General features: G+C 42.2%; 13 protein-coding genes and 1 tRNA gene. 5 read left to right on the top strand and 9 right to left on the bottom strand.

Going from position 1 to position 21,832, the window contains the following annotated elements:
- Window positions 1-334: 334 nt before the first annotated feature.
- Both ABTV71_RS10890 and ABTV71_RS10885 read left to right on the top strand, forming a co-directional pair.
- A complete protein-coding gene (locus ABTV71_RS10890) occupies window positions 335-1,507 on the top strand; it encodes an acyl-CoA dehydrogenase family protein (protein WP_433903194.1) in 1,173 nt (390 codons plus the stop codon).
- 38 nt (window positions 1,508-1,545) lie between these two features.
- Entirely contained in the window at window positions 1,546-3,666 is a 2,121-nt protein-coding gene (locus tag ABTV71_RS10885) for a 3-hydroxyacyl-CoA dehydrogenase NAD-binding domain-containing protein (protein WP_433903193.1), read from the top strand.
- Between the two features lie 132 nt (window positions 3,667-3,798).
- Here ABTV71_RS10885 and ABTV71_RS10880 read toward each other — a convergent pair whose 3' ends face one another.
- From ABTV71_RS10880 to ABTV71_RS10855, 6 genes are all read right to left on the bottom strand, one after another.
- Complete coding sequence (locus ABTV71_RS10880) at window positions 3,799-5,250, bottom strand: bifunctional 2-methylcitrate dehydratase/aconitate hydratase (RefSeq protein WP_433903192.1); 1,452 nt, start codon at window positions 5,248-5,250, stop codon at window positions 3,799-3,801.
- Between the two features lie 155 nt (window positions 5,251-5,405).
- A complete protein-coding gene (prpC, locus tag ABTV71_RS10875) occupies window positions 5,406-6,560 on the bottom strand; it encodes a bifunctional 2-methylcitrate synthase/citrate synthase (protein WP_121122129.1) in 1,155 nt (384 codons plus the stop codon).
- A gap of 78 nt (window positions 6,561-6,638) precedes the next feature.
- A complete protein-coding gene (gene prpB, locus ABTV71_RS10870; protein WP_433903191.1) occupies window positions 6,639-7,517 on the bottom strand; it encodes a methylisocitrate lyase in 879 nt (292 codons plus the stop codon).
- A 418-nt stretch (window positions 7,518-7,935) separates the two neighbouring features.
- Window positions 7,936-8,556, bottom strand: coding sequence for a peptide chain release factor H (prfH, locus tag ABTV71_RS10865; protein WP_433903190.1), 621 nt, complete (start codon window positions 8,554-8,556; stop codon window positions 7,936-7,938).
- Window positions 8,557-8,562: 6 nt separating this feature from the next.
- On the bottom strand, window positions 8,563-9,954 hold the full coding sequence (locus ABTV71_RS10860; RefSeq protein ID WP_433903189.1) for an RtcB family protein: 1,392 nt from the start codon (window positions 9,952-9,954) through the stop codon (window positions 8,563-8,565).
- Window positions 9,955-10,411: 457 nt separating this feature from the next.
- The gene (locus ABTV71_RS10855; RefSeq protein ID WP_433903188.1) at window positions 10,412-11,725 is read right to left on the bottom strand and encodes a PDZ domain-containing protein; all 1,314 of its coding nucleotides are present in this window, start codon (window positions 11,723-11,725) and stop codon (window positions 10,412-10,414) included.
- Window positions 11,726-12,051: 326 nt separating this feature from the next.
- Between ABTV71_RS10855 and ABTV71_RS10850 the strand changes: the two genes are divergently transcribed.
- Window positions 12,052-12,375, top strand: coding sequence for a hypothetical protein (locus tag ABTV71_RS10850; RefSeq protein ID WP_433903187.1), 324 nt, complete (start codon window positions 12,052-12,054; stop codon window positions 12,373-12,375).
- 303 nt (window positions 12,376-12,678) lie between these two features.
- Here the strand turns inward: ABTV71_RS10850 and ABTV71_RS10845 are convergent.
- Window positions 12,679-12,758: transfer RNA gene (locus tag ABTV71_RS10845), tRNA-Leu, on the bottom strand.
- A gap of 114 nt (window positions 12,759-12,872) precedes the next feature.
- The gene (locus ABTV71_RS10840; protein WP_108632063.1) at window positions 12,873-13,607 is read right to left on the bottom strand and encodes an SIMPL domain-containing protein; all 735 of its coding nucleotides are present in this window, start codon (window positions 13,605-13,607) and stop codon (window positions 12,873-12,875) included.
- A gap of 93 nt (window positions 13,608-13,700) precedes the next feature.
- Here ABTV71_RS10840 and ABTV71_RS10835 point away from each other — a divergent pair, with 93 nt between their 5' ends.
- Window positions 13,701-16,529, top strand: a complete 2,829-nt coding sequence (locus ABTV71_RS10835; RefSeq protein ID WP_433903186.1) for a prolyl oligopeptidase family serine peptidase — start codon at window positions 13,701-13,703, stop codon at window positions 16,527-16,529.
- Between the two features lie 171 nt (window positions 16,530-16,700).
- Complete coding sequence (locus ABTV71_RS10830) at window positions 16,701-18,890, top strand: glutamine synthetase III (RefSeq protein WP_433903185.1); 2,190 nt, start codon at window positions 16,701-16,703, stop codon at window positions 18,888-18,890.
- A 95-nt stretch (window positions 18,891-18,985) separates the two neighbouring features.
- On the opposite strand, the gene ABTV71_RS10825 is transcribed toward ABTV71_RS10830, so the two are convergent.
- Window positions 18,986-21,436 (bottom strand): TonB-dependent receptor domain-containing protein, encoded by a 2,451-nt coding sequence (locus ABTV71_RS10825; RefSeq protein WP_433903184.1) that lies wholly within the window; start codon window positions 21,434-21,436, stop codon window positions 18,986-18,988.
- Between the last annotated feature and the right edge of the window lie 396 nt (window positions 21,437-21,832).

The following is a 21,832-nucleotide window of genomic DNA, read 5'->3' as shown; positions in this document are numbered from 1 at the left end:
TATAATTGTTTTCTTTTGAACATGATGGACAAGGGCATCATCCCTTTCCTAAAGATAAAAAATATAAAGTAAACAAGCGAATCCTATTTCTATATTTTTCCAGCATAAACAGAATAAATAGAAAAAAAATCAGGCAAAAAGTTCCCTACCTAATCTATTTTACAAAAAATAAACAATAAATATTTGCAGAAAAGCCACTGCTTTTCGTTAAATTCGACTAGACATCCCATGCTTTGGGAAAGGTATTATAATGCCAAGATAAAGCAAAGAATGAATTGTTTTCAGTCTTCTATCGAGTAACTGAAACCATTAACCAAAAGTAAAATAAACAATTATGCAGGCAAGCAAGCTCACAGCTGAACATCAGATTTTTCGCGAGACCATTCGGGCATTTATTCACAAGGAAATTATCCCACATATAGATCAATGGGAACAACAAGGTGAAATAGATCGGAGCATCTGGAAGAAAATGGGTGACATGGGTTTCATGGGACTCAATTACCCTGAAGAGTACGGTGGTCTGGACTTAGATTTTTATTATTCGCTGATCCTATGTGAAGAACTATCCTATTGTTTTTCAGGAGGGTTTACAATATCCGCCTTAGTTATCCAGTATATGTCAGCTCCCTATTTATTAAAATATGCATCTGAAGAACTCAAAGAACGTTATCTCAAGCCAGTTATTGCCGGTGATATGGTCAGCGCCGTTGCCATCACCGAGCCGGGAGCTGGGTCTGACGTCAAACAGATCAAGACGACAGCCGTTCGATCGGGCGGCCATTATATTGTAAATGGTTCCAAGACCTTTATCACCAACGGTTATTATGGAGATTTTTTTATTACTGCAGTAAAAACGGCTCCGGAAAAAGGAACAAAAGGGATCAGTCTGCTGCTGATCGAAAGAAATGCTACGGGTGTTTCGGCCAATAAGATCCATAAATTAGGCTGGCATGCCTCCGACACAGCTGAATTGAGTTTCGATCAGGTCCAGGTTCCGGTTTCCAACTTGATTGGCGTTGAAAATGAAGGCTTCAGCTACTTAATGGCGGGTTTACAATTAGAACGTTTAACCGCCGCCATCCATAGTCTTGCAACAGCGGATTCGGCATTACAATATACCCTGGAATATATCGGTCAACGGGAGGCATTCGGTAAAAAGCTCCATGATTTTCAGGCCATCCGACACCGCATTGCGCAAATGGCTGCCGATATCGCAACCACAAAAGCATTTGTTTATCAATGTTGTGATCTTCATAACCAAGGGGAATATACCGTCCAGGACTGTTCCATAGCCAAACTCCAGGCAAGTGAACTCGCCGTTCAGGTGGTCAGCAATTGTCTGCAGTTGTTTGGAGGCTACGGATTTACCGAAGATTACAAAATCGCACGTCTGTATCGGGATGTAAGAGTGGGCACAATCATCGGTGGAACATCTGAGATTATGTTGGAAATCATTGCTAAGATGACGATTGATAAGGTAAACTATCAGCGGAACAAAACTAGCTAACATAACCATTTTCAATACAAAAAAATAAATTCAATATAATGAATTATAATACTCAGCCCTATTTTGACATACAGCATGACAATCAACATATTGTCACCATAAAACCATTCGCCGATGCCATAGCCGACGAACAAGGCATACTCGATCGTTTGCAGCAGTTCGTTGCCCTAGTAACGGCCATTCTTCATGAAAAAGAGGTTCGGGGACTGATCTATACCTGTCCGTTAAATAACAAACAGACCGATTATCTTTCCCTATTCGATCAAGTGTCCAGTGGTCGATTCGATCCTGAGACCCTATTAAAAACCACCCTACAGGCACTACAATGGAAAAGCCAAAACAAACCAATTGTGTCTATTTTTGATGATGAATGCACAGGTATTGGTTTAGCAACGATGTTGTGGTCAGACTACCGTATCGCAGGTCCGGGAATTAAAATGGGTTTTCCCGAAAGTAAATTTGGGCTTTTTACCGGTTTTGGAGCGACGATCTGTCTACCACAGCTTGTAGGTTCCGTCCAAGCACTGAACCTGTTGACCCAACCCGGCCTTATACCGGGTCAAACGGCGCTTGAATCGGGTTTATTGAATGAAGTAGCAGCCGATTTTGATCTGTGCCTATTGCAAGCTAAAAACTGGATCCTTACAAATTCAAAGCAATCTGTTTCTGCTGCCTATTCAACCATGCCATCTGCGGAATTTGAAGCGGCCTGCTCCGCTATTTTAAAGAAAACAAGAGGATTATTACCCGGTAGCAATGCTGTCGTGGAACTGCTGAAAACAGCCCCGTCTTTATCATTAACTGGTTCGGTAACGGCTGAAACATCACGCTATTCTCAGGTATTAAGGGCACCGGAACCCCTCCATATGATCAGGACGCTGCATGAAGGAATTCGAAAGGCACAGCATCCCGGCCGGATAAAATCACTTGGAGATTATAAGGTCAAAAAAATAGGAGTTCTGGGGGCAGGTATGATGGGATCTGGTATTGCCTATGAAGCCGCCAAAGCAGGCATTGCAGTGGTTTTAAAAGATGTGACTATCGCACAGGCCGAGCAGGGAAAAGCCTATTCGACCAAACTTTGCGACAAACGGCTTGCCCAAGGGCAGATGAGCGGCATTCAACAACAGGAACTTTTATCCAATATTCAACCCAGTGCGCAAGTTGCCGATCTTGTCGGTGCTGATTTAATTATTGAAGCGGTATTTGAAGATCTGGAGCTAAAAGCTGAGGTTACCCGACAAAGTCTGCCTTATCTCGCCGAAAATGGCTTTTTCGCTTCCAATACTACTTCGCTGCCCATTACGGCATTGGCCGATGTAACGGATCGGCCGGAGCGCTTCATTGGCATGCATTTTTTCTCTCCTGTAGACCGTATGTCCTTGGTTGAAATTATATGTGGCACACAAACCGATCATATTACATTGCAAAAGGCAATTGCAGTAACGTTGCGCCTGGGCAAAATCCCCATTGTCGTGCATGATGGACCCGGATTTTTTACCTCACGCATTTTCTTCCATTATTTACTGGAGGCAATCACGATGTTGCTGGAAGGTGTTCCTGCGATTCAGATCGAAGAAGAAGCCATTCAGGCAGGATTTGCTGTTGGCCCATTGGCCGTGCTGGATGAAATTTCACTGGAACTGATGGTGCACGTGTACGATCAATTCCCAACACTCCATAACAGTCAACGACGTGCTTATGCCCACCTGAACAAAATGATTGAGAATGGCAGAAAAGGCAGAAAATCAGGCCATGGATTCTATGACTACGACCCTGCTTTTGGAACAAAAACAATCTGGCGGAATCCTGCTCTACCGACCTCCGAAGGGTCTTGGTCAGCCGATATAATACGTAAGAGACTGCTCCATGTCATGGCTTTGGATAGCTACCGCTGTCTGGAAGAAGGTATATTGGAAGAAACCATAGATGGCGATATAGGTTCAATCCTCGGCGTGGGATATGCCGCACATACCGGGGGAGTGTTTGGCCATATCGACCTAACAACGCTCCCAATTTTTATGGAGGAGTGCCAATCGTTTCTACCATTTGGTGAACAATGGGAAATCCCACAATCGTTAAGAAAACTTGCCGATAGAAATTTTACCTTTTATACGGGTTTAGATTCAAATTGGACAGGAAAACAGTCTTTGAATTAAACGATCAGCATTTATTAAAGAACGTGGAATCAAGCAAATGTCTATCTAAGGCTTAAGCTCTTCTATAAATAACAAGCTAAAAAACCATTGACCAGTAATAACTCAATTACACCAGTCAATGGTTTCTAGTTCTTATCGGGCCAGAAGATCCATCAGATCAGATACATCCAGATCAATGAATGTATCGTAATCCAAGGTCACTTCGAGCAATTGTTTTTGTTGTTTTTCGGCAAATACACGAGCAAGATTCGTCTTATACTTTTCAATCAGCTTCGGTATTCCTTCCTCCCGACGTCGTGGATGTCCAATAGGATATTCCACAACCAGCTCCGGCAATACTGTCCCATCTTTCAAGACCACCGTCAGTGCATTGGAGATCGCCCTTTTTTGTGGATCATGGTAATCTACTGTAAACTGAGGATCTTCTACACAGAAAATCTTATCCCGCAGGCTGTCAATACGTGGATCCTGCGCAATATGATTTTCATAATCCTCCGCCGTCAATCGTCCAAAAATTAGAGGTACCGCAACCATGTACTGAATACAGTGGTCGCGATCGGCCGGATTATGTAAAGGCCCTTTCTTGTCTATGATCCGAATTGCGGCTTCATGCGTGCGAATGGTGACACGCTCGATATCATCGCTATTTTTTCCAAATTCTTTTAACTGTTGGTGAAGCTGCATCGCCGCTTCGGCAGCAGTCTGCGCATGAAATTCAGCAGGGAAAGAGATTTTGAACAGAATATTTTCCATTACGTAAGATCCATAATCGCGCTGGAATTTAAATGGATTCCCTTTAAATGAAACATCATAGAAGCCCCATATAGGTGCTGTTAACACAGAGGGGTATCCCATTTCACCCGTTTTGGCGATTAAAGCAAGGCGTACGGCACGCGAAGTCGCGTCGCCGGCAGCCCATGATTTACGGCTCCCTGTATTGGGCGCATGACGATAAGTACGCAGGGCTTGCCCGTCGACAAAGGCAAGTGATATGGCATTGAGCAACTCTTCCCTACTGAGCCCCAAGAGCTTACCGACAACAGCTGTAGAAGCGACTTTCACTAAAATAACGTGATCCAATCCCACTTTATTGAATGAGTTCTCAAGCGCCAGGCCCCCCTGAATTTCATGCGCCATAATCATGGCTTCGAGCACCTGTTTCGTCTTTAGGGATTTCCCTCCTTTGGCGATCTGCGTTCGGCTCAACCAGTCTGCAGTCGCCAGAATACCGCCAAGATTATCCGATGGATGCCCCCATTCTGCCGCTAGCCAAGTATCGTTAAAATCCAGCCAGCGAACTAAGGTGCCGATATTGAATGCAGCCTGTATGGGATCCAACTGATAATTCGTTCCGGGTACTTTCGCACCGTTAGGAACAATCGTCCCCGGGACAACCGGACCAAGTAATTTGGTGCAAGCGGGATAGGTCAGCGCTTCTAACCCACAACCTATGGTATCCAGGAAACAATAAAAAGCTGTATTCCATGCCGTTTTACTTTCTATCTTGTAATTTAGTACATAATCCACTATCGCCACCAGGACCTGATCGGGCTGTGGTCGCTCATTTAATATTGTTGAACTCATTATTTTTTTCTTATAAAAGCTATCTTTATTTTCAATTTATTTATTTCAGAAACTGCCCGTACCCATCAAACGAAAAAACACCAAAATATCCTTTAATCAGGGCTCCAAGCCGTTTCTTCCAATTTCGTTCACGCTATTATACATACCATACCGGTTTATCGTTCTGAAATTGGCACAAACGGCCGATCATCGGGACCGATATAATTTGCGCTCGGCCGGATGATTTTGCCATCTTGCCGTTGTTCAAAAACATGTGCGGACCAGCCTGTGATACGTGAAAGCACAAACAAAGGGGTAAACATCTCAGTAGGTATTCCCATCAGGTGATAGGAAACGGCCGAGTACCAGTCCAAATTAGGGAACATCCGTTTTTCTTCCCACATCACTTTCTCCAGCCGTTCGGCAATCAGGTACAATGTCATATCACCGGCCTCCTCGGATAATTCCTTGGCGACCTGCTTGATAACCTGATTTCTTGGATCTGAAATGGTATAGACAGGATGTCCAAAACCAATTATAACTTCTTTATTTTCCAGTCTTTTCCGGATATCGGCTTCGGCTTCATCAGCATTCGCATAACGGCTCTGGATCTCAAAAGCAACTTCATTTGCACCGCCATGTTTTGGTCCCCGTAGAGCCCCGATTGCACCGGCAATACAGGAGTACATATCGGATCCCGTCCCCGCAATTACCCGTGCAGCAAAGGTAGAGGCATTAAATTCATGTTCAGCATATAAGTTAAGCGAGATTTGCATGGCCCGCACCCAGGAATCGGATGGTGCCTTCCCATGTAGCAGATGCAAAAAGTGCCCTCCAAGGGTTGGGTCATCGGTTTCCACCCGAATTTCACGTCCATTTTGACTAAAGTGGTACCAATAAAGTAAAGCCGAAGCCATGGATGCCATCAAACGATTGGCAATGTCCCTGGCTCCTGCCAAAGCGTGATTTTCCTTTTCCGGATTTACACTTCCAAAAAAAGAAACATAGGTGCGCAGCACGTCCATGGCATGTGCTGTAGAAGGCAACTGTTTCAATACCTGTTGTACTGTAATCGGCAGACCGCGCTGACTAAGTAACTGGCCTTGATAAGTCGTTAACTGCGCCTGTGTAGGAAGATTTCCGTAAATCAGCAGGTAAGCAACTTCTTCAAAGCTGGCCTGATGGGCTAAATCCAGGATATCATATCCCCGATAATGGAGGTCATTACCACTTTTCCCCACGGTGCTCAGCGCTGTATTTCCAGCCGGAACACCCGAAAGTGCGACGCTTTTTTTGGGTTTAAAACCCGTATCATTTGGTGTCTCTTTCATCGCCATAAATTATTTATGTATAAGTTAGCGTGTATTTAAATAACAAAATATACTCATGCATCCGATTAGAGATGGTAATTACTTCGCGTTGAACAATTGATCCAGGCGGTTCTCGTAAGCATAGTAGTCGATACTGCGATACAATTCATCGCGAGTCTGCATACGGTCTACAACTGCTGCCTGACCACCGTCTTTCCGAATATGGCTGTACACATCAGTAGCCGCTTTGTTTGCTGCACGGAATGCAGATAAAGGGTAAAGCACGATGGACACATCCGCATGACGAAGCTCGTCAAGGTTAAACAATGGTGTCTGTCCGAATTCGGTAATGTTAGCGAGTATAGGTAATCCGGTTGCGCGACTGAACTGCATATATTGATCCAAGTTATGCACGGCTTCCGCGAAGATAAAATCCGCCCCGGCTTCTTTGTAGGCCAGGGCTCTTTCCAAGGCCATTTCCAAACCCTCAGAAGCCAAAGCATCGGTACGCGCACCAATGACAAAATGTAGATCAGTACGCGCATCGACAGCAGCTTTTAACCGGTCTACCATTTCATCTTTTGACACCAGCTCCTTTCCCGGGCGGTGGCCACAGCGTTTGGCCCCCACTTGATCTTCCATATGGACCGCTGCAGCCCCGGCTTTAATCAGGCTCTTTATCGTCCTTGCGACATTAAAAGCTGAAGGACCAAAGCCCGTGTCGATATCCACCATCAAAGGAAGCTTGCATACATTAGTAATGCGGTCCACGTCAATTAATACATCCTGAAGTGTTGTAATACCCAAATCTGGCACACCCAGCGAACCCGCAGCGACACCGCCTCCAGAGAGGTAGATAGCTTTAAAGCCTGCTTGCTCAGCCAAAAGTGCGTGATTCGCATTGATGGTTCCGACGACTTGTAAGGGGTTTTCATGCTTGATTGCTTCTCTAAAAAGGAAGCCTGGAGAATCTATCATATCATTGAAATTTGAAATTCCACAACTCATTAGTCCGACAGGATAAAACCCTGTTAGGGGCATGATGAGCAGTATTTAAGTTTATTTAGTTTGAACAACAAATAATTCGATCGTTCATCCTAAAGATACTAATTATCACGGCATTTCAACAAATTATTTTCTACATTTCAAGTCTTTAGCCGAAGAAAATACGGTTTCATCCGGAAGCATTCACAACCGTGCGCGCAGCTCTCCCCTTAAAAACAAGTCGGTAGCTACCGCCATAAATAACATGAGCCCGGTGTTTGGCCGGACTCATAAGATCAGCGTCGTTGTTTAAACGATACTGTTTACCTCATTAATAAGCACAGGATATGGTATCGACAGCTTATAGGCGACAAAAAAGTCATATTCAACGCCCAACGGCATCCTAATCCGGTCATAACTCTTTAAATTTCGGACCGGAGAAAATACGTTTCGAATCCCCTCGACGGACATCAATCTGATTTTTCCAGGACTGATTTTTCCCTGCATTTTTCTGCAACCGTTCCAGCTCCAGCAACCGTTCTTCCAAACGCAAAACGGCAATTTCTTTATTTTGCAATTGGGAACGGGTATCCATCACCTGTACCATCATTCCTGTCGGGAGGTGAGTCGCGCGAACTGCTGAACTCACCTTGTTTACATGCTGTCCACCTGCGCCACTGCTGCGCATCGCCTGAAATTGCACATCCTTCAAGTTCATTTTCGCAACAGGCTGTACCGGATACCAGTTCTTGACCTCCAAAAACCAATTCTTACGTCTGTGGTTAGGTCGAAAGGGACTTGGACAGATCCAACAAATTGTTCCTATCCAGCGATCAATAAATACCGAAATTGCCTCACCTGCCAGCTTTAACACCAATGAACAGGGAAGCCCATCGATCTCCTCGGCTTCCACCGTCTCCATCTTTAAGCCATATTGCTTTGCTTCTGACCGCATCCTTTCCAACACCAGCTTTACAGCAAGATTACATTCCCTGGGCCCTCGCCCCGAAGTCAATAAAATATACTTTTCCATGCGCTCCTATTTATCCATGCGAACAATCTTGGGACGAAATGTTCCAAGTACATTAACCAACTCCTGCTGCAGGCTCATCACCCGATGAATATCCTTATAAGCATGTGGAGCTTCATCCAATGCGCCTCCGATGAGTTCCACATCATGTTTCTCCAGTTCCTTGAGCATGGCACTTTTGGTGAAGCTACTTTTGCAGGCTGCCCGCGACATCATGCGTCCGGCTCCATGCGATGCCGATTGCAGGCTCAACGGATTGCCCCGCCCCTCAACGATAAATCCGGGTGCGGTCATGGACCCTGGGATAATCCCCAGCACCCCCTGTCCGGCAGGTGTCGCCCCTTTGCGGTGAACAATACATTCTTTTCCATCCATCATTTCCTTCCAGGCAAAGTTATGGTGGTTGTCGATGGTTAAAACGGGACGTTCCCCCAAAGCCTTAGCCAAACGCCTGTGGATATCCTCATGACAGGCCCGCGCATAATCACCCGCTAAATTCATCGCTAACCAGTACTCCTGACCTTCTTGGCTGTCCAGGTCCAGCCACGCCAGATGTTGCACATGACGCGGTAAAGGACACTGCTTTGCGGCTAGGTCGGTATACTGTTTCGCAATATTTGCGCCCAATCCCCGCGATCCACTATGCGACAATATCGCCAGATAAGCACCGGGGGCCAGCCCCCAGCCCGGGCGGACAGCATGCAGCTCAACCACGCCAAATTCGACAAAGTGATTACCACCACCTGAGGTCCCGAGTTGCTTGTACGCTTTATCCAACAATGATTTCAGCAGAGGGATATCGTTAAATTCGGATCGGCTAAAAATCGCATGATCCTGTTTATCGCGATGCGTATCATACATACCGAATTTGGTGTTTTCTTTCAGCATATTTCGCAACTGGAATTCTCTTCCTCTAAAATAACTTGCCGGTAGATCAAAGATAGACAAGCTCATCCGACAGCCGATATCCACGCCGACCCCGTAAGGTATCACGGCATTATCTGTTGCCAGCACCCCGCCGATCGGCAGGCCATAGCCCATATGTGCGTCTGGCATCAATGCTCCCCGATATGCTATGGGTAACTTCAATGCTTCATACAATTGCTTTTTGGCTTGCTCATCAATTTCATTTTCACCAAAAATGGTAAAGGGAGCCATCTGCTTATTTAGTTGCCGCATACGGGCTTCAACCGGCTGAATCAAACCTTCAGCGAGCTTCGCCCAGATTGGATGTGCCCTAAATTTTTCAGGTGCCTCCAACACAGTTTTTACTTCCAAAAGGATATTTTCCTTCTTTTCTCCTTTTCGGTAGCGTGTTATTAGCCCTAAGGCTACTTGTATTATATTATGCTGTGGAAAACCGATTTTAATAAGGTCTTTCCCCGATAATTTACTTCCCATATTTTTTAAAATAATTTAATATGCTAACTTATCCCGCTCAGGGATAAGCAATTTAAAATATCCGGGTTTTCTTTTCTTGAATAAACAGTCTACCGACAGCGGGATCATCGCATTTTATAGCATGACCAAAATGACATACAAAAACAGGCCGGTTAACCTATATGGGCCGACACAGAAATCGACCGATAAAAAACAGACCCCGCATAGCCCGGCTAAATAGAAAATTGAAGGAAATAAAAAACCCGAATGATCTTCGGGCTTTTTTCAAATCGTAAAGGATACGTTATAAGTGAAGAAAAGCACGAAGAATGCTTCCAGCAAATCCATTTGCCGTAAAAGCGTCTTTTGATTTTATCTTAGCGACCAACATAGTTCTTCGTCTTTTAAATTGTTTAAAATTAATATCAGCAGCAAAGGTAAGTAAGTTAAATTCAATTTTCCAAATTTTGAAGAAACTTTATTTTGAATTAAAAGGCAGCGGATCTTTTAGAAAGAAGGTATAATCGAGTTCCTGTCCAGCTCTTTCTATCTTAAAGCGGATCTCTTTGCCTTCCTCTGATTTGAAAAGTGTATGGATCGCTTCCAAGGTATAAGAAGACGCCGAACGACCATTGATTTTCAATACTTTATCATCTGGCTTTAAACCGACAATTGCCGCTGGGGAATCTGTTCGAACTGTAGCGATTTTATACATGTTTTTCAGCACAAATCGGTATTGTACCCGATTGTCCATGCGAATCTCAGTTCCACCATCTTTTTTTAAATAGACAGGTACCTCCTCCTTCTCATATTTAATGCCGTCATGGATGATTTCCAGACCGCTCATGTTTAAATAATAGAATTTATCAAAATTTCTATTTTTAACCAGATACACTACATTATTGGGGTAGTCAAAAATCACTTTAAATCGGCGCAGAAGTTCGTTTCCAACAGAGCCGATTCGTTCATTGACAAAAGTCGCATGCTGCGTTGAACTCAATTCCGGATAAGCCACCAGCGGATAATGCATCGTAAAAGGCCCCAGCTCCAACGATTTGATCCGATTTCTTTTCCCATAAATTTCACCATTAAATCCTTGCCCGATATAATCGTCAATAAAAGGAGGTTTAATCGAAAAATTATTTAATTTGGAAGGGATAAGCATCAATGCATCGCTATTGCCCATATCAATCAATACGCGACCTTCGATGTCTGCGGAATCCTGATTAAAAGCGATCGAAATATAGGGTCTGCTGTTTAAAATATCTAGCGGGATGCGCTGCATTTTGGCCAGCCCCTTGGGATACTCTTCCTTCTGGTAAATGGTAACCCGATGTTTCAAAAAATCCATTTCAACAACGTGATCGCTAAAAAAACGGCTCCCCATAATACCATTTATTTCAACGCCTATCCGGGTAGAAATATCGATATGTGCATTTTTAAGAATATAGATGGGTTGATCCGTATCTTCATACACACCGGCGATATTCACATTATTATTTACGGACAGATAGCCATCCAACCCCTCGTCCCTCCCCAGTCCCTGAAATTTATTGACAAAAACAGCGCTATCTATAGATTTAAGTGTTTCCCCAAAGATCATCGTCTCTTTGACTCCTGTATCCAATAAAAAGTTCATGGCATAGCCGTTAACCTGTACGGGAATAATAATGAGGTTATGAACAAATAAAAACGGAATTTTAGCCTTCTTTTTTTCTTTCAGAACAAAACGGTCCTGTCCCCATGCAAAAACAGAACAGAGTAATGCTAAAGATAAAAATGCTGCTTTCATCTAAGTTTAAATTTGGTATTTCCAATTTAAACAAGAATTCCCATAATAAAAAGGCTTATACAAAAAAACTGTGTCAAATTCTACAGCACCGAAGATGAAAAAAATATGACTCGTATGTTGCCCATTTGGCATCTTTATCCAATGAAACCATTACGAAAGAGTCGGCTACAAACTTAGGGGGTAAAATCGGCCAACTTTTCGGCAAGACATAACTTTTTATTGCCGATTTTGACACCTTATGGCCAAAATCAGACGAAAATCAAGGTCTAAATGCCATTAAAGGGGCATTTTAACGGTAAGCAAACACTTACCGTTGCTAAGGATAGATGAACAAAACGTCCTTAGCATTTGTTCATCTCTCCCTAGCAATTGGTCAAACCTCCTTGACATTTGATCAATCGTCCTTAGCATTTGTTCATCTCTCCTCAGCATTTGGCCAAACCTCCTTGACATTTGACCAAACGTCCTCAGCATTGGTCCAATCTTCCCTAGCATTTGGCCAAACCTCCTTGGCATTGGATCAATCATCCTCAACATTTGGTCATCTCTCCTCAGCATTGGATCAATCGTCCTCAACATTTGGTCATCTCTCCTCAGCATTTGGTCAAACGTCCTCAACATTTGGTCATCTCTCCTCAGCATTTAACTAAACGTCCTTAAGGATAAGCCACTGCTGATCTCATTTAAACAAATAATAAGCATATATCGGTTGATATTCATCTCAAAAAGATCGACGCGAGCATACGAAGGTTTCAAATAAATTAACGGATGAAGCTAAGTGTCTGGTGATGAAACAATGAAGCCTAACCTTGTTGCGTGGTTAAAAGCTTTCAGGTCTACAAATTTTTCAGCTTGTTAACTAAATCATCCGTGTCAAGGCGTGGTTCTATGTTCCCGAAGGGGCATTTTACTTAAAAAGGGCCTTACCATGTGTAATGTTAAGACCCTTTCAGTACCCGGAGCCGGAGTCGAACCGGCACGGTTTCCCACTGGTGTTTGAGACCAGCGCGTCTACCAATTCCGCCATCCGGGCATATCCGTTTGGGATGATGCAAAAGTAGTTTTTTTATTGAAAAAGAGAAAACTTTTTAAGCAAATTTCCCGCCGAAATCAATAGTCTACTGAAATACAGTCAAATAATTTTTCGTTAATTACTCAAAAAGCTCGCCTTAACCGTTATATTCGCTGTTTTCTTCCGCGAAGTTGTATTAAAAGCACCTCCAGAAGAGTATTCTTCGTTATCATTTTGACCCGTTATCTGGAAAATTCCAAGATCAGCCTTTACCAGACTACCTAATCCCGCATTCGATTCTTTGGCAATATTATCCGCACGCTGATGGGCGTTTTTTGAAGCTTGGGAAATAAGTTCCAGCTTTAGATCTTCCAGCTTTGAGTAATAATAGTTCGGAGTGCTTGAGCTCAGCTCTATTCCTTTCGAAATCAATGTCGATATTTCTCTGGAAGCATTGTCCACCTTATTCAGGTCTTTGGATTCCACACTCACGGTTTGTGACAATGTATAACCAGAAAAGGTATTATACCCATTGCCCTTCCCATCGGTATGGTATTCAAAGTCTTTGGCAATATTTACGGCTTCAAAACGAATCTCACCTACCTTGATCCCCTGCTGCACTAAAAAATCGCGTACCAGGTCACGGTCGGTTGCCAATTGGGCCGAAGCAGCACTTAATTCGAAATTCTTCCTGCTAAATGTGGCGTTCCATTTTACCAAATCCGATTCAAAGTCCTTCTTCGCATTGCCATTTACCGTAATCGTCTGTGTTGATTTAAATTTATATCGATAAGCATTGCCCAATATCCATGCGGTCAGCAACACAACGACGCCCACAATGACAGAAACAATAATAGATGATGATTTCATAACCAGTTTTTTATGTTTACGTAACAATGAATATACCAAAAAATCGTCGATTTTTTATTTTTTATAGATAAATTGCGACAAAAGAATTTAAACATGAATAAGAAAAATATCTGTATACCATTCTGTTTTCTTGCTACTTTAGCTGTCCATGCACAAAAGAAACCGTTGGATCATACGGTATATGATAGCTGGCAAAGCGTATCATCTCCCTATATCAGTAAATCCGGCAAATTTGTCCTCTTTCAGGTTGCTCCGCAAGAAGGCGATAGCCATCTCTATTTGAAAACGAAAGAAAACAAAGCCTTGGTCCAGATTCCGCGAGGCTACAATGGGAAACTGACCGATACAGAAAATCATTTGATCAGTCTCATCAAAGCGCCTTTTACTGCAACACGCGAGGCTAAAATCAAAAAGAAAAAACCCGAGGATTTTCCCAAAGATTCCCTGGCAATCTATAATTTAACCAGTTCCTCCCTTGTCAAATTTGGATCAGTCAAGTCCTTTAAGATTGCAGAACAAAACAACAATTTTGTTTCCTTCCTTTTTGACAAACAGGCGAACGAAAAACCAGATTCTTCCAAAAATCCGGCAGATTCTACTCAAAATAAAAAAAATACCACCGATAAAAAGAAGAAAACAGTAGCGACACTAGCGTTATATGACCTCAATTCCGGCGATTCAGTCCAATTCTCTTTGGTAGATCAATATGAATGGAACAAAAACGGAACAAAACTCGTCTTTTCAAAAAAAACGGATGCGAAAGACAGCTTATCTAAAGAGTCTGGTGTTTACCTGTATGATATAGCTACTAAAAATCTGAAGAAAATATCAACGGGCAAAGGTGAATACAAAAGTTTCAGTTTTGATGAATCGGGTAATCAATTGGCTTATTTGGGAGATCTCTCCAAGGAAAAGGCGCTGCTCAAAAATTATAATCTGTATTATTATACCAATGGTATAGATACAGCACAGTACCTGGCAACGAAAAATAGCACCGGCATTCCCAAAAATTGGGCTGTCAGTGGCGATGGGAATATCCGCTTCAGCAAAAATGGCGAAAAACTTTTCTTCGGCATCGCCCCGGTGCCGCGTGTCAAAGATACAACATTAGTCGATTTTGAACATGCTAAAGTCGACGTATGGGGCTGGCAGGATGACTATTTACAACCCATGCAACTGGTTAACTTAAAAAAAGACCTTTCCAAAAATTTTTTAGCGGTCACCTACCCCAAAAACAATCGTACTGTTATTCCATTAACGGATGAAACGTTCAACTCCACAACACTTACGCCGGATGGAAATGCAGAATATGTTTTAGCACGTACAGATTTCGGCAAGCGGATCGAAAGTCAGTGGAAAGGCGGTACAAAAGAAGATATCTACCTTGTTTCAACACGAAATGGCCAACGTGAACTTATTCTTTCTAACTTTTCCGGAAATGTAACCTTAAGTCCAGATGCAAAATATGTCGTTTATTTTGACGAAGAAAAAGGGACCTGGAATTCGTACCAGATCAATTCAAAGAAAAAGACCGTATTAAATGAAGGCATTCCAGCATCTTTTGCAGATGAAGAGAACGATATGCCTACACCGGCACAAGGCTATGGCATGGCTGCCTGGAGCCCTGATTATAAAGGTATCTATGTTAACTCACGCTATGACATCTGGTATTTTACACTGGATGGAGCCAATAAATCCATACTCACCAACGGTTATGGTGCAGCTTCCCGAACAACATTACGTTATCTGCCGCTGCGACGTGAAGAAGACCGCGATCAGCCATTGACATTGGATTATAAAAAAGGTGGATTCCTGACATCATTCGACAACAAAACAAAGGAATCTGGTTTTTATCAGTTTAAAGGTCAGCACAACGATCCAAAACCCCTTTTTGTTGAACCAAAGTCATTTAAAAATATAAATGCCTCAGCTGATCAACAAACCGTTCTTTACACAAAAGAAGATTATGTCAGTTCACCGAATATCTATATCAATAGTATTAAGTTCAAAGACGAATTGAAGCTGTCGGATATTAACAGACAGCAGGCAAACTACAATTGGGGTACTGCCGAACTCGTGCATTGGACCACGCCGGCAGGTCATCAGGCTGAAGGTATTCTTTATAAACCAGAGAATTTTAATCCAGCAAAGAAATATCCGATCATTGCTTATTTTTATGAAAAGCTTTCAGACGGTCTCTATACCTACCAACCACCGGCCCCTACTCCTTCGCGGCTAAATATCCCTTACTTTGTGAGCAACGAATATTTGGTATTTGCGCCGAATATCAGCTACGAAACCGGACATCCGGGAAAATCAGCTGAGGAATATATCAATTCGGGCATGCGTTATTTAGCGCAGAACTCTTGGGTAGATAGCACTAAAATGGGCATTCAGGGACAAAGCTGGGGCGGTTATCAGGTCGCACATCTGATTACGCGCACCAATATGTATGCTGCAGCATGGACCGGAGCTCCGGTTGTCAATATGACTTCCGCCTACGGCGGAATACGCTGGCAGTCGGGTATGTCACGTCAATTCCAATATGAGCATACACAGAGCCGTATCGGAAAAACCCTATGGGAAGCGCCTGAACTGTACCTGGAGAATTCGCCGCTGTTCCATTTAAACAAGGTAAACACACCTGTTGTAATTATGGCCAACGACAACGACGGTGCCGTGCCCTGGTACCAAGGCATCGAAATGTTTACCGCATTGCGTAGACTAAACAAACCGGTCTGGATGTTGAACTATAATGGCGATGAGCATAATTTAATGCAACGACAAAACAGAAAAGACATACAGATCCGCGAGCAGCAGTTCTTTGATCATTACTTAAAAGGTGCTCCAGCGCCAAATTGGCTAAAGAAAGGAGTACCTGCCACCTTAAAAGGAATAGACTGGGGACTGGATTACAACTAAAAACATGTAAAATAGGTCGATTTATTTAAATCGACCTATTTTTTTTGACCAAAAGCCAACCACAAATACATATTTTGTAAAAAAAATCAAAAAAAATTTCAGTTTTCCGTAAAAACACAATATTTTTGAAAAACAAAATCAACAAAACTGTAATTTAATTATAAAATACAAATGTCGAACCTAAGATTCAAAGCAGTAGAGGCAGCGGGCTCACGCCAGATTGCACAATTTGAAAAAGTTGAAACTAAAAAAGCAACTGACATCTACGGAAAGAACGTTTTTTCCGTGAACAAAATGAAAGACTACCTTCCTAAAAACTCATATAAGGAGTTAGTTGCATCCATTGAAGAGGGACAGATTATTTCTAGAGATCTAGCTGAGCACATTTCGCAAGCGATGAAAACTTGGGCCCTTAATCATGGCGTTTCCCACTACACGCACTGGTTTCAACCTTTGACTGGTTCGACAGCTGAAAAACATGATGCATTTTTCGAACCTGACGAAAATGGCGAAGCAATCGAAAAATTCACTGCAGATGCTTTAGTTCAACAAGAGCCAGACGCTTCATCCTTCCCTAATGGCGGTATCCGTAACACATTCGAAGCAAGAGGATATACAGCGTGGGATCCTTCTTCACCAGCATTTATCTATGAAACCGGTGCTGGTAAAACACTTTGTATCCCTACGGTATTTGTTTCTTATACCGGTGAGTCATTGGATTATAAAGCCCCTTTATTGAAAGCAATCAATGCTGTTGATAAAGCTGCAACTGAAGTTGCACAATATTTTGATAAGTCAATCACGAAAGTAAACGCTTCTCTTGGTATCGAGCAAGAGTATTTTTTAGTTGACCTTTCTTTATACAATGCCCGTCCTGACCTTCAATTGACCGGACGTACATTATTCGGCCACATGTCTGCAAAAGGACAACAATTGGAAGACCATTATTTCGGCGCAATTCCAGAGCGTGTATTAGCATATATGGTTGACTTAGAAAACGAGGCATTAAAATTGGGTATTCCATTAAAAACCCGCCACAATGAGGTTGCACCGTCACAGTTTGAATGTGCACCTATGTACGAAGAGATCAACTTGGCAATTGACCACAATCAATTGTTAATGAATTTAATGGAGCAAGTTGCTTTGAGACACAACTTCAAAGTACTGTTACATGAAAAACCATATTCTGGTGTAAACGGTTCCGGAAAACACAACAACTGGTCTTTGATTACCAATACGGGCATCAACCTATTGTCACCGGGCAAAACACCTAAAAATAACCTGATGTTCCTGACATTCTTTGTCAATACCATCAAAGCCGTATTTGAAAATGCAGATTTAATGCGTGCATCTATTGCTAGTGCCAGCAATGACCACCGTTTAGGTGCAAACGAAGCGCCACCGGCGATTATCTCGATCTTCTTAGGTTCTCAATTAGATGAATTGTTAGAAGAAGTTGAATCAGCCCGTGTAGCGAAGAAAGTAAAAGCTGAAGCAAACTTGTGGCACGGCATCCCTAAAGTTCCAGAATTGAAGCTGGATAACACGGACCGTAACCGCACCTCACCTTTCGCATTTACCGGTAACAAGTTTGAATTCCGCGCTGTAGGTTCCTCAGCAAACTCTGCTCTACCAATGACGGTATTAAACGCCATCGTTGCTGCACAACTAATTGAGTTTAAAGCAGAGGTAGACAAACAGATCAAAAAAGGCACGAAAAAAGATCTTGCAATCTTAAATGTTGTCCGTAAATACATCAAAGATTCAAAAGCAATCCGTTTTGAAGGAAATGGATACAGTGAAGAGTGGGAAAAAGAAGCTGCAGCACGTGGTCTTTCAAACATCAAATCTACCCCTAAGGCATTAGATGTTTATGTAAAAGAAGAGTCATTGGCCCTATTTGAGTCATTGGGTATCTATACAAAACGTGAATCAGAAGCCCGCCATGAAATCTTGTTAGAAAACTTCTACAAGAAACTTCAAATTGAGGCCCGTGTGATTGAAGAAATGGTCAATAATCAAATCGCACCTGCATGTTTCACTTACCAAAATGAATTAATCGAAAATGTAAAAGGTCTTAAAGACCTAGGACTTGCTCAAGCAGCATTTAGTTCACAGCTGAATTTCGTGGAGCGTATCTCAACACACGTAAACACCATTCTGGAGCAAGCTGAAGCCATGCGTCAAGAACGTAAAAAAGCAAACCAGATCGAAGATGTACGTGAACGGTCAATCGCTTATGACGAATTGGTTAAACCATATTTTGACGTGATCCGTTACCATGTCAACAAATTGGAAAAAATCGTTGACGATAAAAAATGGCCTCTTCCAAAATTGAGAGAAATATTATTCTTAAGCTAATATCGCTTTATACAAAAACAAGAAGAGCATTCCGGCTGGAATGCTCTTCTTGTTTTATATACCGACAGTTGATTTGAACAAAACCCTACCGGCCGCTATTTTTTCAACCGGTTATCCTCATCATTATTTCCGGCCCGCTTATCCACGGATTTAATATTAATGTTTCCGAAACGGTAAGAAAGTGAAAGCCGGATCACTCTACTATCATATCCATTGCGAATGCGATAATATCCGTTTTCCTGAACACTGGACAACCGCCGTTGGCCTCTGGTATTCAAAATATCGTTTACCGCCAACTTGACATTCAGCCTTTTGTCGAAAAATGTTTTCCCTGCTCCAAGATCGACCCCATAGTAAGATTTAAAGCTAAATACACCATAAACAGCCGGAGAGAAATAATTGGCGGTCAGTTCCAAATTGGTTGTCTCTCCAATACGGATATCGTGATTGGAGCTCACCTGAAAAGATAGTTTTTCCAGTTGCCGCTGAGCACGCGAACGCTCATCAAAATTATATTTGCTATAAAACGCAGTCACGTTGTTGGAAGTAGTCCACCATTTAAGCACTTTAACCGGTATATTGATATTCATATTATAATAGTCGAAATAGGTCAGGTTTCGATCTGTCTGTGCAATGGCCTTGGTTTCTGAATTGCTCTCAATTACCTGGGTGATCGCATCGTTTGTCCTCTTGTAGCCAAGGCTCAACAAATAACGCTCCTTAAAGGTGTAATTCAGCTCGTAGGAGTTGGTATATTGTGGATTCAAATAGGGATTACCGTACTGATAGGTGTATTGATCCAGGTAGTAGACAAAGGGATTAAGTGCACCATAATCCGGCCGGTCTATTCTTCGGCTATAACTTAGACCAAGCTTATGATTGTCGTTGATCTGTTGCTGTATAAATACCGTGGGGAAGAAATCCGTATAATTACGTTTTGTCTGCTGCCCTAAGGTTACTGAATTGCCCAATGAACTTGTATTTTCAACACGGAGCCCCGTTTGTACAGAGAACTTTCCAAAGGATTTATTCAAGGTAAGGTATGCCGCCGCAATGTTTTCGTTATATAAAAACTGATTACTCTGATCTTCATTTGGGACGAATTCCCCGGCTGTGTTTTGATCCTCATAGACCAGGTTATTATCTGTTTTCACACGGCTGTATTTTAAACCTGCTTCGAATTTTGTCGTTTTATCAAAGGGATGGATAAAATCAGTTTTGAAAACTAAAATTTTGGTGTTGGATAACATATCGTTTCGGAATACATTTGGCGCCTTAAATTCCACCCAATTCGGATCCAGAAAACGATTTTTCATCATGCTGTTATCGTGATTTTTGGAATAGGAATAGTCTGCATTGGCTGTTAGTTCAGTCCCCAGGGTATCGAATGTCTTTTTGTAATTGAGATTATAAGCCAGGTAATGATAGGCAAAATCCGAAAAGTTACTTCCCTGTACTACGGAGTCCAATTTTCCTTTTTGTGAAGCAATCAGATTATCCCCTTGTCGTGTTGAGTTGCCGCTGCTGACATTACCATTGACAACAAAACCCAACACCTGCTGTTCGCCGAGGTTAAAATCAGCAGCAAATTTAAAATTATGCGCACGATAACGAAATTTCGAGTAAGAATCTGAATTGAAATAGGTGGTCCCCATTGAATCACTGACAGAGCGATCGATTGTTAAATCATTAAATCCTAAACTGTTATTATAATTATAGGAAGCGAAAATATTCGCCCAACTATTTCGATGATTGACTAAGAAACCGCCGTCACCTTTCGTATACTTCCCCTGCCCCAGATTCAGATTCAGGCTAACATTGCTGCCAAATTGTGTATTTTTTTTGGTTTTGATATTGATAATGCCTGCATTACCGGCAGCATCGTATTTAGCCGGTGGATTGGTAAGCACTTCAATTGATGTAATTGAATTTGAAGCCGTATTTTCCAGCAGTCGGCTAACTTCATCCGCCGAAAGATAAGTAGGCTTGCCGTCAATCATAATAATTACGTTACTTTTTCCGCGGAGATTGATTTTCTTATTATCCAAAGTAACCCCCGGAACTTTTTGCAGGAGTTCCAATGCATTGTTCCCCGTCGCTAATATACTATTTTCCACATTCAGCACAATTTTATCAATTTGACTTTCAATCAAAGGTTTCTTACCAACAACCTGAGCCTCGTTCAGCACTTTTGATACGGGCACTAAACGAATGGTGTCCAAAGACAATATTTCACTTTTTTTTAGGGTTATTTCACTGGAACTGTAAGTCGTATACCCCACCGCCGAAACCTGCATTGTATATTTACCTTCGGATACTCCCAAAAATTCAACACCTCCATTCTCCTTAGACACAGTCCCTTTCAGCAGGATACCCCCGGGATTACGGAGCAGTGAAATACTCGCCCCAGCAAACGGTCCGCCATCTTGGCCGACCACAACCGCATTTAACTTTCCGTCACTCGATTGCGCAGAAACAGTCCCCAAAAAGGAAAATAGCATGATAATAGTAGCGAATAGGAGCAGTTTATTTTTATTTAGTTTCATAACATAATTTCTTTTTTCCATCAATTGGATCGTCATTGTTTATTTAGATGACAACAAACATCGTGTATTCATTACACCTAGACCAAGGGAAATAGACGTATACCCAAAAATCGTCGGCGGATGGCTAAATAACCTCGGTAAATTGCTTTTCAGGTTTTCTCGACCACGGCATATTTTTCATCCCCAAAAAAATATCGGTACATTTTTTCAGGGCGTCGGAGAACAAGATTGCATATAGCACCTGTTTCAAAATAAAAATTTAAAAAAACAATAGTATTCAAAATAAATAAAATGAATACACAAAATATTAAGCATAATATTTGTATTTTTGTATCGAAAATTAGTAAACTGATTGATGGGTTTTATATCATTAAAGAAAAGATTCTACCGTATTTA

This window comes from Sphingobacterium puteale, assembly GCF_050986225.1.
Lineage (GTDB): Bacteria > Bacteroidota > Bacteroidia > Sphingobacteriales > Sphingobacteriaceae > Sphingobacterium > Sphingobacterium puteale.
The sequence above is the reverse complement of the archived record's forward strand: the minus strand, read 5'-3'. Positions and strand labels throughout refer to the sequence as shown.

Coding starts and splice junctions, on each gene's coding strand:
- ABTV71_RS10890 (WP_433903194.1), top strand. CDS start 335: ATGCAGGCAAGCAAGCTCACAGCTGAACATCAGATTTTTCGCGAGACC.
- ABTV71_RS10885 (WP_433903193.1), top strand. CDS start 1,546: ATGAATTATAATACTCAGCCCTATTTTGACATACAGCATGACAATCAA.
- ABTV71_RS10880 (WP_433903192.1), bottom strand. CDS start 5,250: ATGAGTTCAACAATATTAAATGAGCGACCACAGCCCGATCAGGTCCTG.
- prpC (WP_121122129.1), bottom strand. CDS start 6,560: ATGAAAGAGACACCAAATGATACGGGTTTTAAACCCAAAAAAAGCGTC.
- prpB (WP_433903191.1), bottom strand. CDS start 7,517: ATGATAGATTCTCCAGGCTTCCTTTTTAGAGAAGCAATCAAGCATGAA.
- prfH (WP_433903190.1), bottom strand. CDS start 8,556: ATGGAAAAGTATATTTTATTGACTTCGGGGCGAGGGCCCAGGGAATGT.
- ABTV71_RS10860 (WP_433903189.1), bottom strand. CDS start 9,954: ATGGGAAGTAAATTATCGGGGAAAGACCTTATTAAAATCGGTTTTCCA.
- ABTV71_RS10855 (WP_433903188.1), bottom strand. CDS start 11,725: ATGAAAGCAGCATTTTTATCTTTAGCATTACTCTGTTCTGTTTTTGCA.
- ABTV71_RS10850 (WP_433903187.1), top strand. CDS start 12,052: ATGAACAAAACGTCCTTAGCATTTGTTCATCTCTCCCTAGCAATTGGT.
- ABTV71_RS10840 (WP_108632063.1), bottom strand. CDS start 13,607: ATGAAATCATCATCTATTATTGTTTCTGTCATTGTGGGCGTCGTTGTG.
- ABTV71_RS10835 (WP_433903186.1), top strand. CDS start 13,701: ATGAATAAGAAAAATATCTGTATACCATTCTGTTTTCTTGCTACTTTA.
- ABTV71_RS10830 (WP_433903185.1), top strand. CDS start 16,701: ATGTCGAACCTAAGATTCAAAGCAGTAGAGGCAGCGGGCTCACGCCAG.
- ABTV71_RS10825 (WP_433903184.1), bottom strand. CDS start 21,436: ATGAAACTAAATAAAAATAAACTGCTCCTATTCGCTACTATTATCATG.